Origin of the sequence: Halolactibacillus sp. JCM 19043 (assembly GCF_001310395.1) — a bacterium.
GTDB lineage: Bacteria > Bacillota > Bacilli > Bacillales > Amphibacillaceae > Halolactibacillus > Halolactibacillus miurensis.
In genome coordinates, this window is sequence record NZ_BAXD01000015.1 from 31,278 (window position 1) to 45,143 (window position 13,866).

At 41.3% G+C, this 13,866-nt stretch carries 14 protein-coding genes and 2 pseudogenes; all 16 read left to right on the forward strand.

All coding sequences use genetic code 11. From position 1 onward, the window contains the following. Positions 1 to 55: 55 nt before the first annotated feature. The 16 genes and pseudogenes from rpoC to rpmC all read left to right on the forward strand — a co-directional run bounded on the left by rpoC (position 56) and on the right by rpmC (position 13,862). Positions 56 to 3,671: pseudogene (gene rpoC, locus JCM19043_RS08690) on the forward strand (DNA-directed RNA polymerase subunit beta'). 156 nt (positions 3,672 to 3,827) lie between these two features. Next, positions 3,828 to 4,079, forward strand: a complete 252-nt coding sequence (locus JCM19043_RS08695) for a 50S ribosomal protein L7ae-like protein (protein WP_062321750.1) — start codon at positions 3,828 to 3,830, stop codon at positions 4,077 to 4,079. Positions 4,080 to 4,188: 109 nt separating this feature from the next. Next, complete coding sequence (rpsL, locus tag JCM19043_RS08700) at positions 4,189 to 4,608, forward strand: 30S ribosomal protein S12 (RefSeq protein ID WP_062321752.1); 420 nt, start codon at positions 4,189 to 4,191, stop codon at positions 4,606 to 4,608. Positions 4,609 to 4,653: 45 nt separating this feature from the next. Then, on the forward strand, positions 4,654 to 5,124 hold the full coding sequence (rpsG, locus tag JCM19043_RS08705) for a 30S ribosomal protein S7 (protein ID WP_062321755.1): 471 nt from the start codon (positions 4,654 to 4,656) through the stop codon (positions 5,122 to 5,124). An 87-nt stretch (positions 5,125 to 5,211) separates the two neighbouring features. After that, positions 5,212 to 7,289: pseudogene (gene fusA / locus JCM19043_RS08710) on the forward strand (elongation factor G). A gap of 116 nt (positions 7,290 to 7,405) precedes the next feature. Then, positions 7,406 to 8,596, forward strand: a complete 1,191-nt coding sequence (gene tuf / locus JCM19043_RS08715) for an elongation factor Tu (protein WP_062321758.1) — start codon at positions 7,406 to 7,408, stop codon at positions 8,594 to 8,596. A gap of 509 nt (positions 8,597 to 9,105) precedes the next feature. Next, positions 9,106 to 9,414 carry a 30S ribosomal protein S10 gene (gene rpsJ, locus JCM19043_RS08720; protein WP_062321760.1) on the forward strand — a complete coding sequence of 103 codons (309 nt, stop codon included), beginning with the start codon at positions 9,106 to 9,108 and terminating at the stop codon, positions 9,412 to 9,414. Positions 9,415 to 9,442: 28 nt separating this feature from the next. Further along, positions 9,443 to 10,078 carry a 50S ribosomal protein L3 gene (gene rplC, locus JCM19043_RS08725; protein WP_062321762.1) on the forward strand — a complete coding sequence of 212 codons (636 nt, stop codon included), beginning with the start codon at positions 9,443 to 9,445 and terminating at the stop codon, positions 10,076 to 10,078. Positions 10,079 to 10,098: 20 nt separating this feature from the next. Further along, positions 10,099 to 10,722, forward strand: a complete 624-nt coding sequence (gene rplD / locus JCM19043_RS08730) for a 50S ribosomal protein L4 (RefSeq protein WP_062321764.1) — start codon at positions 10,099 to 10,101, stop codon at positions 10,720 to 10,722. Continuing rightward, complete coding sequence (gene rplW, locus JCM19043_RS08735) at positions 10,722 to 11,015, forward strand: 50S ribosomal protein L23 (RefSeq protein ID WP_062321767.1); 294 nt, start codon at positions 10,722 to 10,724, stop codon at positions 11,013 to 11,015. Before rplD ends, rplW begins: the two co-directional genes overlap by 1 nt. A 31-nt stretch (positions 11,016 to 11,046) precedes the next feature. Continuing rightward, positions 11,047 to 11,877 carry a 50S ribosomal protein L2 gene (gene rplB, locus JCM19043_RS08740; RefSeq protein WP_062321769.1) on the forward strand — a complete coding sequence of 277 codons (831 nt, stop codon included), beginning with the start codon at positions 11,047 to 11,049 and terminating at the stop codon, positions 11,875 to 11,877. 57 nt (positions 11,878 to 11,934) lie between these two features. Beyond that, positions 11,935 to 12,213: a 30S ribosomal protein S19 gene (gene rpsS, locus JCM19043_RS08745; protein ID WP_062321770.1), complete on the forward strand. Its 279-nt coding sequence runs from the start codon at positions 11,935 to 11,937 to the stop codon at positions 12,211 to 12,213. Positions 12,214 to 12,233: 20 nt separating this feature from the next. Next, complete coding sequence (gene rplV, locus JCM19043_RS08750) at positions 12,234 to 12,575, forward strand: 50S ribosomal protein L22 (protein WP_062321772.1); 342 nt, start codon at positions 12,234 to 12,236, stop codon at positions 12,573 to 12,575. A 3-nt stretch (positions 12,576 to 12,578) separates the two neighbouring features. Further along, the gene (gene rpsC, locus JCM19043_RS08755) at positions 12,579 to 13,220 is read left to right on the forward strand and encodes a 30S ribosomal protein S3 (RefSeq protein WP_062321774.1); all 642 of its coding nucleotides are present in this window, start codon (positions 12,579 to 12,581) and stop codon (positions 13,218 to 13,220) included. A gap of 17 nt (positions 13,221 to 13,237) precedes the next feature. Next, positions 13,238 to 13,672 (forward strand): 50S ribosomal protein L16, encoded by a 435-nt coding sequence (gene rplP / locus JCM19043_RS08760; protein ID WP_062321776.1) that lies wholly within the window; start codon positions 13,238 to 13,240, stop codon positions 13,670 to 13,672. Next, complete coding sequence (rpmC, locus tag JCM19043_RS08765; protein WP_018934219.1) at positions 13,662 to 13,862, forward strand: 50S ribosomal protein L29; 201 nt, start codon at positions 13,662 to 13,664, stop codon at positions 13,860 to 13,862. The genes rplP and rpmC overlap by 11 nt, the downstream gene beginning before the upstream one ends. The last annotated feature ends 4 nt before the right edge of the window (positions 13,863 to 13,866 follow it).

Consider the following 13,866-nt stretch of genomic DNA (forward strand, 5'->3'; position numbering starts at 1 on the left):
GTTTAATGGCCTAGCCATCGCTAGGCTACCACATACTAAAAGGGAGGTAGACCCCTTGCTAGATGTAAATAATTTCGAATTTATGAAAATAGGTTTGGCATCACCAGACAAAATTCGGTCATGGTCATTTGGGGAAGTTAAAAAGCCAGAAACGATTAACTATCGTACGTTAAAACCAGAAAAAGATGGTTTATTCTGTGAGAGAATTTTCGGTCCAACGAAGGACTGGGAATGTCACTGTGGAAAGTACAAACGTGTCCGTTATAAAGGTGTTGTTTGTGACCGTTGTGGTGTAGAAGTCACAAAGGCAAAAGTACGTCGTGAACGTATGGGTCACATTGAACTCGCCGCACCTGTATCACATATTTGGTACTTTAAAGGGATTCCGAGTCGTATGGGACTTGTCCTTGATATGTCACCGCGTGCGCTTGAAGAAGTTATTTACTTTGCGGCTTATATAGTGACAGATGCTGGTGATACAGCACTTGAAAAGAAACAATTGTTATCTGAAAGAGAATATCGTGCGTACCGTGATAAGTACGGACAAAGTTTCCAGGCGCAAATGGGCGCAGAAGCGGTCAAAAAAATCTTACAAGATTTAGACTTAGACAAAGAAGCAGATATGCTTCGTGAAGAGTTAAAATCAGCTCAAGGTCAACGTCGTACGCGTGCGATTAAACGTTTAGAAGTCGTTGAAGCGTTTAGACATTCTGGTAATGATCCTTCATGGATGGTTTTAGATGTCTTGCCAATCATTCCGCCGGAACTACGTCCAATGGTTCAGCTTGATGGCGGACGTTTTGCGACATCAGACTTAAACGACTTATATCGTCGTGTGATTAACCGTAACAATCGTTTGAAGCGTCTATTAGATTTGGGTGCACCAACGATTATTGTACAAAATGAGAAGCGTATGCTTCAAGAAGCTGTGGATGCCTTAATTGACAATGGTCGCCGTGGCCGTCCAGTAACTGGACCAGGTAACCGTCCGTTAAAATCGCTATCCCATATGCTTAAAGGTAAGCAAGGGCGTTTCCGTCAAAACTTATTAGGTAAACGTGTCGACTATTCAGGTCGTTCGGTTATCGTTGTTGGACCAAACTTGAAGATGTATCAGTGTGGTTTACCGAAAGAAATGGCGGTTGAATTGTTCAAGCCGTTTATTATGAGAGAACTCGTTGAGCGTGGTCTTGCGCACAACATTAAATCAGCTAAACGTAAGATTGAACGCCTGCATGATGAGATTTGGGAAGTATTAGAGGATGTTATTAGAGAACACCCAGTACTCCTAAACCGTGCCCCAACGCTTCACCGTTTAGGTATTCAAGCGTTCGAGCCAACCCTTGTTGAGGGGCGTGCGATTCGTTTGCACCCATTAGTATGTACAGCGTATAACGCTGACTTTGATGGTGACCAGATGGCTGTTCACGTACCGTTATCGGCAGAAGCTCAGGCAGAAGCGCGCATTTTAATGCTAGCAGCACAAAATATTCTTAACCCGAAAGATGGTAAGCCGGTTGTTACACCATCACAGGATATGGTATTAGGTAACTATTACTTAACCTTAGAACGTGAAGGAGCAATTGGTGAAGGGTTGATCGTGAAAGATATGGATGAAGCGATGATTGCGTATCAAAATGGTTATGTTCATTTACACACGCGTATTGCCGTTCAAGCATCATCACTCAATAACCCAAGGTTTACTGAAGAGCAAAATAGCCAATTGTTGTTAACGACAGTCGGTAAATTAATCTTTAATTCAATCTTACCACCATCATTCCCATATATGAATGAACCGACGATGCACAATTTAGAGGTAGAAACGCCTGCGCATTACTTTGTACCAAAAGGGACAAATGTAAAAGAAGAAATTCAAAAGCGTGAACGTATCTTACCATTTAAGAAAGGGATCTTAGGGGATATCATTGCTGAAGTGTTTAAGAAATTCAAGATTAGTGAAACATCTAAGATGCTTGACCGTATGAAGGACTTAGGTTTCAAATACTCTACAAAAGCCGGTATCACTGTAGGTGTTGCTGACATCGTTGTACTTGAAGAGAAGAAAGAAATCCTTGAAGAAGCACAAACGAAAGTAGATAAAGTTATGAAACAATTCCGTCGTGGTCTGATCACAGAAGATGAACGCTATGAACGCGTTATTTCTATCTGGTCACAAGCGAAAGATGTTATTCAAGAGAAATTGATGAAATCACTTAGCCACCGTAACCCAATCTTTATGATGAGTGACTCTGGTGCCCGTGGTAACGCATCGAACTTTACGCAACTTGCTGGTATGCGTGGTCTGATGGCCAACCCGGCTGGTCGTATTATCGAGTTACCGATTAAGTCCAGTTTCCGTGAAGGTTTAACGGTCTTAGAATACTTTATTTCAACTCACGGTGCGCGTAAAGGTCTTGCCGATACCGCCCTGAAGACAGCGACTCTGGTTACTTAACCCGTCGTCTCGTTGATGTTGCTCAAGATGTCATTATCCGTGAAGATGATTGTCACACTGACCGTGGTCTTCCGGTGCAGGCGATTACTGAAGGAACCGAGATTATCGAGCCATTAATTGACCGTTTAATTGGTCGTACAGCATTTGAGACGGTGAAACATCCTGAAACAGGTGCGGTAATGATTGAGAAGAATGAGGTCATTAATGAGGATACTGCCCGTCTTATCGACGAAGCTGGTATCGACGAAGTCTTATTCGTACAGTCTTTACATGTAACACGAAACATGGTGCGTGTAAGAAGTGTTACGGACGTAACCTTGCGACGGGTCAAGAGGTTGAAGTTGGGGAAGCTGTTGGTATTATCGCCGCTCAATCAATTGGTGAGCCTGGTACACAGTTAACAATGCGTACATTCCACACCGGTGGTGTAGCGGGTAGTGATATCACACAAGGTTTACCGCGTATCCAAGAGATCTTTGAAGCGCGTAATCCGAAAGGTCAAGCGCTCATCAGTGAAATCGAAGGTACAGTGACAGATATTACTGAAGTAAAAGATAAACAAGAAATTGTTGTTCAAGGTATCATTGAACCACGTACGTATACCGTTCCTTACGGTGCGCGCGTGAAGGTGGAAATTGGGGATGAGGTTGTTTCTGGTGAAGCTCTCACAGAAGGTTCAATTGATCCAAAAGAGTTACTGAAGTTCCAAGGTGTAGACGGTGTTCAGTCGTATCTCCTTAAAGAGGTGCAAAAAGTATACCGTATGCAAGGGGTGGAAATTGGCGACAAGCACGTTGAGGTCATGGTACGTCAAATGTTGCGTAAAGTACGTGTCACAGAGTCTGGTAATACAGATGTTTTACCAGGTGCCTTACTTGAAATTCACCAATTTAAAGATGCGAATAAGAAAGCGTTAATGAATGGTGATGAGCCAGCTGTTGGACGCCCAGTCTTACTCGGTATTACAAAAGCTTCACTTGAAACTGACTCATTCTTATCTGCCGCATCATTCCAAGAAACAACACGGGTATTAACGGATGCAGCAATCAAAGGAAAACGCGATGAATTACTCGGCCTTAAAGAGAATGTCATCATCGGTAAGCTTGTGCCTGCAGGTACAGGGATGCAACGTTACCGCAAGATCCAAGCGCAGACAGAAATACCGGTAGTGAATGTAGTAGAAGAAGAAACAGAAGCGAAAGAAACGATTGAATAAATGGTATTAAGGTAAAACGAAGGGCCCTTGAATTCGTGCTACGCGCTGATGAAAATAGTTGTCGAACTTTTATATTTTGAGTTGACAATTACTTTTCATACGTGGTACTATATTCAAGGTGCTTCTGTTACCTTCATGGCTTTGGAGGATATGTAAATGTCTTATGAAAAAGTTACCCAAGCTAAAAATCAATTAGTTGTTGGTACAAAACAAACAATTAAAGCGATTAAGAGCGGGCACGTAGAAGAAGTGATCATTGCATCGGATGTTGATCCGTTCATGATTGAGAAACTTCTACAGCTAGTAGAAAAAATGGATATTCCGTATACAATGGTGGACTCTAAGATTAAACTTGGGAAAGCTTGCGGAATTGAAGTAGGAACAGCAGCCGTAGCGATAAAGCAATAGAGTTTTGGTGAATTAACGGTGTTAATTCATGAAAACTTTGTTTTTTGCTTATAAATGAACCACCTGGATGTGTGGTATTACAAAAAGTAATGAGAGGAGGAAAAAAGTTATGCCAACTATTAATCAATTAGTCCGTAAAGGTCGTGTGTCTAAGTCTAAAAAATCTGACTCACCAGCTTTGAATAAAGGTTATAACAGTTTCAAAAAGTCACTGACTAACCAATCATCTCCACAAAAGCGCGGTGTTTGTACACGTGTAGGTACATTAACGCCTAAGAAACCGAACTCGGCCCTACGTAAGTATGCGCGTGTTCGTTTAACTAACGGTATTGAAGTTACAGCATATATCCCTGGTATTGGTCACAACCTACAAGAGCACAGTGTTGTTCTTATCCGTGGGGGACGTGTAAAAGATTTACCTGGTGTGCGCTACCATATCGTTCGTGGTGCATTAGATACTGCTGGTGTTGATGGACGTATGCAAGGTCGTTCTAAATACGGTACGAAGCGTCCAAAAGAGAAAAAGTAATGAATGTTTAATAATAACTATAAATAGATGAAAGGAGGTTAGACTATGCCACGTAAAGGTCCTGTAGCTAAACGTGATGTCTTACCTGATCCGTTACACAACTCTAAACTTGTTACTCGTTTAATCAACCAAATGATGGTTGACGGTAAAAGAGGTAAGTCACAAAAAATTCTTTATTCAGCATTCGATCTTGTTCAAGAACGTAGCGGTCAACCTGCGATTGAAGTATTCGAACAAGCAATGAAAAATGTTATGCCTGTACTTGAAGTACGTGCTCGCCGTGTTGGTGGTTCTAACTACCAAGTACCAGTTGAAGTACGTCCAGAGCGTCGTCAAGCTTTAGGTCTTCGTTACATTGTGAACTACTCTCGCTTACGCGGAGAAAAAACAATGGAAGAACGCCTAGCAAACGAAATTCTTGATGCATCTAACAACACTGGTGCAGCAGTTAAGAAACGTGAAGACATGCATAAAATGGCTGAAGCGAATAAAGCATTTGCTCACTATCGTTGGTAATCTGATTTGGTTTGTTCCTATGAACAAACAGCTTAGGTTCACTTGTTAATAATAAACTAGATTGAAATAAAGGAAGGAGAAACACATATGCCTAGAGAATTCTCCTTGGAGAATACGCGTAATATCGGAATCATGGCTCACATCGATGCCGGTAAAACAACAACTACTGAGCGTATTTTATTCTACACAGGTCGTATCCACAAAATTGGTGAAACGCACGAAGGTGCTTCACAAATGGACTGGATGGAACAAGAGCAAGAGCGTGGTATCACTATTACCTCTGCTGCAACAACTGCTCAGTGGAAAGGTCACCGAATTAACATTATCGATACACCAGGACACGTGGACTTCACTGTAGAGGTAGAACGTTCACTTCGTGTACTTGATGGTGCGGTAACTGTACTTGATGCTCAATCAGGTGTAGAACCACAAACTGAAACAGTTTGGCGCCAAGCGACTACATACGGGGTACCTCGTATTGTATTCATCAACAAAATGGATAAAACAGGTGCAGACTTCCTATACTCAGTCGGTACATTAAAAGACCGTCTTGGGGCGAATGCGCACCCAGTTCAATATCCAATTGGTGCTGAAGATGATTTTAACGGAATTATTGACCTTGTTTCTATGGAAGCCTACTTCTATGAAGATGATTTAGGTACCCGTGCAGAAGCAAAAGAAATTCCTGAAGATCTTAAAGATCAAGCAGAAGAACTTCGTCAAGGTCTAATTGAAGCTGTTGCTGAATTAGATGAAGATATGATGATGCGTTATCTTGAAGGTGAAGAGTTTACTGAAGATGAAATCAAAGCAGCGATTCGTAAAGCGACGCTTTCTGTTGAGTTCTACCCAGTCTTCGTAGGTTCTGCCTTCAAGAATAAAGGTGTTCAATTAATGATTGATGGTGTAGTAGATTACTTGCCATCACCACTTGACATCGAAGCAATCGAAGGGATTGTTCCTGAAACTGATGAAGCCATTCAACGTCATGCGGATGATTCAGAACCGTTCTCAGCTTTAGCGTTTAAAGTTGCGACAGATCCATTCGTAGGTAAACTTACTTTCTTCCGTGTATACTCTGGTACATTAAAGGCTGGTTCTTATGTACAAAACTCTTCTAAAGGTAAACGTGAACGTGTAGGTCGTATCCTACAAATGCACGCTAACTCACGTGAAGAAATTTCAGAAGTATACGCTGGCGATATTGCTGGTGCGGTAGGTTTAAAAGATACAAGTACTGGCGATACTCTATGTGATGAGAAGGAACTTGTTATCTTAGAATCAATGGAATTCCCAGAACCGGTTATTTCTGTAGCTATTGAACCAAAATCTAAAGCAGACCAAGACAAAATGTCAATTGCATTAGGTAAATTAGCTGAAGAGGATCCAACATTCAGAACAGAAACAAACATTGAAACGGGACAAACAATCATCTCTGGTATGGGTGAATTACACCTTGATATCATTGTTGATCGTATGAGACGTGAATTTAAAGTTGAAGCTAACGTTGGTGCTCCTCAAGTATCTTACCGTGAAACATTCCGTGGATCTGCGGAAGTTGAAGGTAAGTTCGTCCGCCAATCAGGTGGTCGTGGACAGTATGGTCACGTTTGGGTTAAGTTTGAGCCAAACGAAGAAGGTGCTGGATTCGAATTCGTTAACAACATCGTTGGTGGTGTCGTTCCTCGTGAATACGTACCAGCTGTTGAGTCAGGTATTAAAGAGTCATTGGAAAACGGTGTTTTAGCTGGTTATCCATTGATCGACGTTAAAGCGACACTTTACGATGGTTCTTACCACGATGTCGACTCTAACGAAACAGCGTTTAAAGTAGCGGCTTCTATGGCGCTTAAGAACGCGAAAAACAAATGTAATCCTGTTATTCTTGAGCCAATGATGAGTGTTGAAATCGTTATTCCTGAAGATACATGGGTGATATCATGGGTGATGTAACATCACGCCGTGGACGTGTGGATGGTATGGAAGCACGTGGTACAGCACAAGTTGTTCGCGCCTATGTTCCATTATCAGAAATGTTCGGTTATGCGACTGCATTACGTTCAAACACACAAGGTCGTGGTACTTACACGATGACATTTGATCATTACGAAGAAGTACCTAAGAGTATTTCTGAAGAAATCATCAAGAAAAATACTGGACAATAATTGATTTTTTTCGCAATTTAAAGTATAACTTGTATTGTAAGCTTCATTACTAAGGTAATGAAGCGAACAATACAAGTAAATAATAAAAACAATTTATTTTTAGGAGGAATTATATAATGGGTAAAGAAAAATTTGACCGCTCAAAAGACCACGTTAACGTTGGTACAATCGGACACGTTGACCATGGTAAAACAACTTTAACTGCAGCAATCTCTACTGTATTACACAACAAATCTGGTTTCGGTACAGCAATGGCTTACGACCAAATCGATGGTGCGCCAGAAGAACGTGAACGTGGGATCACAATCTCAACTGCACACGTTGAGTACGAAACTGATACGCGTCACTATGCACACGTAGACTGCCCAGGACACGCTGACTATGTTAAAAACATGATCACTGGTGCTGCACAAATGGATGGTGCGATCTTAGTAGTATCTGCTGCTGATGGTCCAATGCCACAAACTCGTGAGCACATCTTACTTTCTCGTCAAGTAGGTGTACCTGCTATTGTTGTATTCTTAAACAAATGTGACATGGTAGACGACGAAGAACTTCTTGAATTAGTAGAAATGGAAGTTCGTGACCTATTATCTGAGTATGACTTCCCAGGTGATGATGTACCAGTCATCAAAGGTTCAGCTCTTAAAGCACTTGAAGGCGAAGAGCAATATGTAAATGCTATTTATGAACTAATGGATGCTGTTGATGAGTATATCCCTCGTCCAGACCGTGACGTTGAAAAGCCATTCATGATGCCAGTTGAGGACGTATTCTCAATCACTGGTCGTGGTACTGTAGCTACAGGACGTGTTGAGCGTGGTGTAGTTAAAGTTGGTGACGAAATCGAAATCATCGGTCTTGCTGAAGAGCCATCTAAAACTACTGTAACAGGTGTTGAGATGTTCCGTAAGCTTCTTGATTATGCTGAAGCTGGTGACAACATTGGTGCGTTACTACGTGGTGTTGCTCGTGAAGACATCAACCGTGGTCAAGTACTTGCTAAGCCAGGTACAATCACTCCACATACAACTTTCCAAGCGGAAGTTTATGTATTATCAAAAGAAGAAGGTGGACGTCATACGCCATTCTTCGATAACTACCGTCCACAGTTCTACTTCCGTACAACTGACGTAACTGGTATAATCCGTCTTCCTGAAGGCGTTGAAATGGTTATGCCTGGTGACAACGTAGAAATGACTGTAGAATTAATCTCACCAATCGCTATTGAAGAAGGTACTAAGTTCTCTATCCGTGAGGGTGGCCGTACTGTAGGCGCTGGTGTTGTAGCAACAATCACTAAGTAAGTTTTACTTACTTTCATAAAGAAAAGGTAGCACTTCGGTGCTGCCTTTTTTTATTTGGGAAGTTTTACGTCAGGTAGAGTGGGTGTTGCTCATCGCATTGCTTCTATTATATAGATCTAGGGATAGACGATTAAAGCAGAGAAAGATAAGATGGTTATATTCATAAAAATCAAGCACTATAATAATGGGCTAGAACACAGTGCAAAAAGAAATAGAATACTAGCGAAGAAACAATGAAAATGGCTCATTTGAAATTTGACGTGGGTGCCTTTGAAACGGTGATGTGTCAATGAAAGCGCCCGCTAAAAAAACTATGAAAAAAAGTTGATATTTTTGTTGTTTTCCCTTGCAATCGGGGTTGTTATTCTATATAATGAACAATGTTGGTCATTAAAGGCGATGATGTGGAAGGTTGTTGGCACACCCGGCCCCTTTGCCATGGGTAAGGTAGCTTAGAAATTTCCGCGGAGAATGTCTATTATTAAAATGGGCGAAAAGGAGGGAAAATAATGGCAAATGAGAAAATCAGAATTCGTTTAAAAGCTTATGATCACCGTATTCTTGATCAGTCAGCTGAAAAAATCGTAAGCACTGCTAAGCGTTCAGGTGCTGGTGTATCGGGTCCAATCCCGTTACCAACAGAAAGATCAGTGTATACAATTTTACGTGCGGTGCACAAGTACAAAGATTCTCGCGAGCAATTCGAGATGCGTACGCACAAACGTTTAATTGATATTGTTAATCCAACACCACAAACAGTGGATGCGCTTATGCGTTTAGACTTACCGTCTGGTGTGGATATCGAAATCAAATTATAATTTATACAATTTATAGGAGGTGTAACGGATGACGAAAGGAATCTTAGGTCGTAAAGTCGGCATGACACAGATCTTTAGTGAAGATGGCGAATTAATTCCAGTAACAGTAGTTCAAGCAGAACCTAACGTGGTATTGCAAAAAAGAACTTTAGAAAACGACGGCTATGAAGCGATTCAAGTTGGGTTTGCAGACCAAAAACCGGTTAATGCAAACAAGCCAGCGACAGGACATGCTGCAAAAGCGAGCACTACTCCTAAGCGCTTCATTCGTGAATTCCGTAACGTGAATCTTGATGAGTATGAAGTAGGTCAAGAAATCAACGTAGAGGCATTCCAAGCTGGAGATATTATTGATGTAACAGGTACATCAAAAGGTAAAGGTTTCCAAGGTGCGATTAAGCGCCACAATCAACAACGTGGACCAATGGGGCACGGCTCACATTTCCACAGAGCACCAGGTTCAATGGGAGCAGCTGCAGAGCCTGCGCGTGTTATGAAGGGTAAAAAATTACCTGGACACATGGGTAGCGTTGTAACAACTCTTCAAAACCTTGAAGTAGTAAAAGTAGATGCAGAGCGTAATCTTCTATTAGTAAAAGGTAACGTTCCTGGACCTAAAAAATCATTCGTGAAAATTACGAGTGCAATAAAGGCTAGCAAATAATAACCGAAGGAGGATATGTCATGCCTAAAGTAGCACTATATAACCAAAGCGGTTCGCAAGTAGGGGATGTAGAATTAAACGATAGCGTGTTTGGTATTGAGCCAAACGAGCATGTGTTACACGATGCGGTCGTTATGCAACAAGCATCACGTCGTCAAGGTACACACGCTGTTAAAAATCGTTCAGCAGTAGCAGGCGGAGGTCGTAAACCATGGCGTCAAAAAGGTACAGGTCGTGCCCGTCAAGGTTCAATCCGTTCACCACAATGGGTTGGCGGTGGCGTCGTATTTGGCCCAACACCACGCAGCTATGGCTATAAATTACCGAAGAAAGTTCGCCGATTAGCACTTCAATCAGCACTTTCATCAAAAGTAAATGAAAACAGTCTTGTTGTTTTAGAAGGTTTAGCATTTGATGCACCTAAAACAAAAGAAGTTGTAAAGGTACTAGACGCATTAAACGTAAGTGAAAAAGTATTAATCGTTACAGCTGATAAAGATGACGTTGTAGCTAAGAGTGCTAATAACTTACCAAATGCTAAGGTATTAACTGTAAGTGGTCTTAATGTTCTTGATTTACTTACACATGACAAGCTGATCATCACTAAAGATGCAGCGGAAAAAGCAGGGGAGGTGCTTGCATAATGAGAGATGCACGAGATATTATTAAGCGCCCGATTATTACGGAACACTCTGCCGACCAAATGGTTGATAAGAAATATACTTTTGAAGTAAGTACAAAAGCTAACAAAAATCAAATCAAAGATGCTGTTGAAGAAATCTTTGGCGTGAAGGTTGTTAAAATTAATACTTCTAACATTAAAGGTAAATTCAAGCGCATGGGTCGCCACGGAGGTTACCGTCCAAATCGTAAAAAAGCTGTGGTTCAATTATCTGAAGACAGCAAAGAACTAGATTTCTTTGAATCAGTAGAATAATTTCAATTAGTTAGAGAAGGAGGGAATAAAGATGGCGATTAAGAAGTATAAAGCAACTTCTAACGGTAGACGTAACATGTCAACGTCAGATTTCGCAGAAATCACGACGGATAAGCCGGAAAAATCACTATTACAACCACTTTCAAAGCGTGGTGGTCGTAACAACCAAGGTAAATTAACGGTTCGTCATCAAGGTGGTGGCCATAAGCGTCAATACCGTGTCATCGATTTTAAACGTGACAAAGATGGTATACCAGGTCGCGTTGCTACTGTCGAGTACGATCCAAACCGTTCAGCTAACATTGCGTTAATTAACTATGCAGATGGTGAAAAACGTTACATCTTAGCTCCAAAAGGTATTCAAGTAGGACAACAGATCTTCTCAGGAGAAGATGCAGATATTAAAGTAGGTAATGCCCTATCACTTATGAGTATTCCAGTGGGTACTGTTATCCACAACATCGAATTAAAACCAGGTCGCGGTGGACAATTAGCTCGTTCAGCTGGTGCTGAAGCGCAAATTTTAGGCCGTGAAGAAAAATACGTATTAGTACGTTTATCTTCTGGTGAAGTTCGTTTAGTATTAGGTACTTGCCGTGCAACTGTCGGTCAAGTAGGTAATGTTGAACATGAACTTATTCGTGTTGGTAAAGCTGGTCGTTCACGTTGGAAAGGTATCCGCCCAACCGTTCGTGGTTCTGTAATGAACCCTAATGATCACCCACACGGTGGTGGTGAAGGTCGCGCACCAATCGGTCGTAAATCACCAATGTCACCATGGGGTAAACCAACTCTTGGTAAGAAAACGCGTCAACGTAACAAGCAGTCAGATAAATTTATCGTTCGTAAACGTAAAAAATAACGGGGTTGAAAGGCGGGCATTAACACCCGTCCGACAATCACGAAGGGAGGTTTATGTATGGGTCGTAGTTTAAAAAAGGGACCTTTCGTAGATGACCATTTAATGAAAAAAGTTGAAAAATTGAACGAGGACAACAAGAAACAAGTTGTGAAATCTTGGTCTCGTCGTTCTACTATTTTCCCTAACTTTGTAGGACACACTATTGCTGTTTATGACGGACGCAAACACGTACCGGTTTATGTAACAGAAGATATGGTTGGACACAAATTAGGTGAATTCGCACCGACACGCACGTTCAGAGGACATGCGAGCGATGACAAGAAAACAAAACGCTAATTGGAGAGGAGGCGCTCTTGATGCAAGCAAAAGCTGTTGCAAAAACTGTTAGAATTGCTCCTCGCAAGGTTCGTTTAGTCGTTGATTTAATTCGAGGCAAAAATGTTGGAGAAGCAATTGCAATTTTAAAAAATACACAACGCGGTGCAAGCCCAGTTGTAGAAAAAGTACTAAACTCTGCGATCGCAAATGCAGAACACAATTATGACATGAACGTAGAAGATCTTTACGTATCAGAAGCATTCGTAAACGAAGGGGTTACCCTTAAACGTTTCCGTCCACGTGCCCAAGGCCGTGCTAGTGCAATCAATAAGAGAACAAGCCACATTACAGTGGTTGTATCAGAAAAGAAGGAGGGATAATCTGTGGGTCAAAAAGTTAATCCGATAGGACTTCGTGTTGGCGTTATCCGTGATTGGGATTCAAAATGGTACGCTGACAAAGATTATGCAGACTTATTACATGAAGATATTAAGATTCGTGATTTCGTTGAGACTCGTCTACAAGATGCTTCAGTATCTAAAGTAGAAATCGAGCGCGCAGCAAATCGTGTTAATATTTCAATTTCAACTGCTAAACCTGGTATGGTTATTGGTAAAGGTGGTTCTGAAGTTGAAGCACTTCGTAAATCATTAAATGAATTAACAGGTAAACGAGTTCATATCAACATCGTTGAAATCAAAAAACCTGATATCGATGCTAAATTAGTAGCAGATAATATTGCTCGTCAATTAGAAAACCGTGTATCATTCCGTCGTGCGCAAAAACAAGTTATTCAACGTGCTATGCGTATGGGAGCTAAAGGTATTCGTACTCAAGTTTCTGGTCGTCTTGGTGGCGCAGATATGGCTCGTGCGGAAAGTTACAGTGAAGGAACTGTTCCACTACACACACTTCGTGCTGATATCGATTATGGTACTGCAGAAGCAGACACTACTTACGGTAAGTTAGGTGTTAAAGTGTGGATCTATCGTGGTGAAGTCCTTCCAACTAAAAATAATAAGTAAGGAAGGGGGCACAACTTATGTTAATGCCTAAACGTGTTAAATATCGTAGACAACATCGTACAAGTTTAAAAGGTAAAGCCAAAGGTGGTACGGAAGTAGCATTTGGTGAATATGGTTTACAAGCAGTTGATGCTGCATGGATTACAAGTCGTCAAATCGAGTCTGCTCGTATTGCGATGACTCGTTACATGAAACGTGGTGGTAAAGTTTGGATCAAAATTTTCCCAGACAAGCCTTACACTAAAAAACCTTTAGAAGTTCGTATGGGTTCTGGTAAAGGTGCTCCTGAAGGATGGGTAGCAGTAGTAAAACCAGGTAAGATTATGTTTGAAATCGCGGGAGTTTCAGAGGAAGTTGCGAGAGAGGCACTTCGTCTAGCATCACACAAACTTCCAATTAAAACTAAGTTTGTAAAACGTGAAGAAATTGGTGGTGAAATCAATGAAGGCTAATGAAATCAGAGAACTAACCACTGCCGAAATTGAACAAAAAATCAAGTCATTAAAAGAAGAGCTCTTCAACCTACGCTTCCAGTTAGCTACAGGTCAATTGGAGAACACTGCACGTCTTCGTGAAGTTCGTAAATCAATTGCTCGTATGAAAACTGTCGTTCGTGAAAGAGAGCTTAGCGTAAATAACTAGTAAA

Coding starts and splice junctions, on each gene's coding strand:
- JCM19043_RS08695 (WP_062321750.1), top strand. CDS start 3,828: ATGTCTTATGAAAAAGTTACCCAAGCTAAAAATCAATTAGTTGTTGGT.
- rpsL (WP_062321752.1), top strand. CDS start 4,189: ATGCCAACTATTAATCAATTAGTCCGTAAAGGTCGTGTGTCTAAGTCT.
- rpsG (WP_062321755.1), top strand. CDS start 4,654: ATGCCACGTAAAGGTCCTGTAGCTAAACGTGATGTCTTACCTGATCCG.
- tuf (WP_062321758.1), top strand. CDS start 7,406: ATGGGTAAAGAAAAATTTGACCGCTCAAAAGACCACGTTAACGTTGGT.
- rpsJ (WP_062321760.1), top strand. CDS start 9,106: ATGGCAAATGAGAAAATCAGAATTCGTTTAAAAGCTTATGATCACCGT.
- rplC (WP_062321762.1), top strand. CDS start 9,443: ATGACGAAAGGAATCTTAGGTCGTAAAGTCGGCATGACACAGATCTTT.
- rplD (WP_062321764.1), top strand. CDS start 10,099: ATGCCTAAAGTAGCACTATATAACCAAAGCGGTTCGCAAGTAGGGGAT.
- rplW (WP_062321767.1), top strand. CDS start 10,722: ATGAGAGATGCACGAGATATTATTAAGCGCCCGATTATTACGGAACAC.
- rplB (WP_062321769.1), top strand. CDS start 11,047: ATGGCGATTAAGAAGTATAAAGCAACTTCTAACGGTAGACGTAACATG.
- rpsS (WP_062321770.1), top strand. CDS start 11,935: ATGGGTCGTAGTTTAAAAAAGGGACCTTTCGTAGATGACCATTTAATG.
- rplV (WP_062321772.1), top strand. CDS start 12,234: ATGCAAGCAAAAGCTGTTGCAAAAACTGTTAGAATTGCTCCTCGCAAG.
- rplP (WP_062321776.1), top strand. CDS start 13,238: ATGTTAATGCCTAAACGTGTTAAATATCGTAGACAACATCGTACAAGT.
- rpmC (WP_018934219.1), top strand. CDS start 13,662: ATGAAGGCTAATGAAATCAGAGAACTAACCACTGCCGAAATTGAACAA.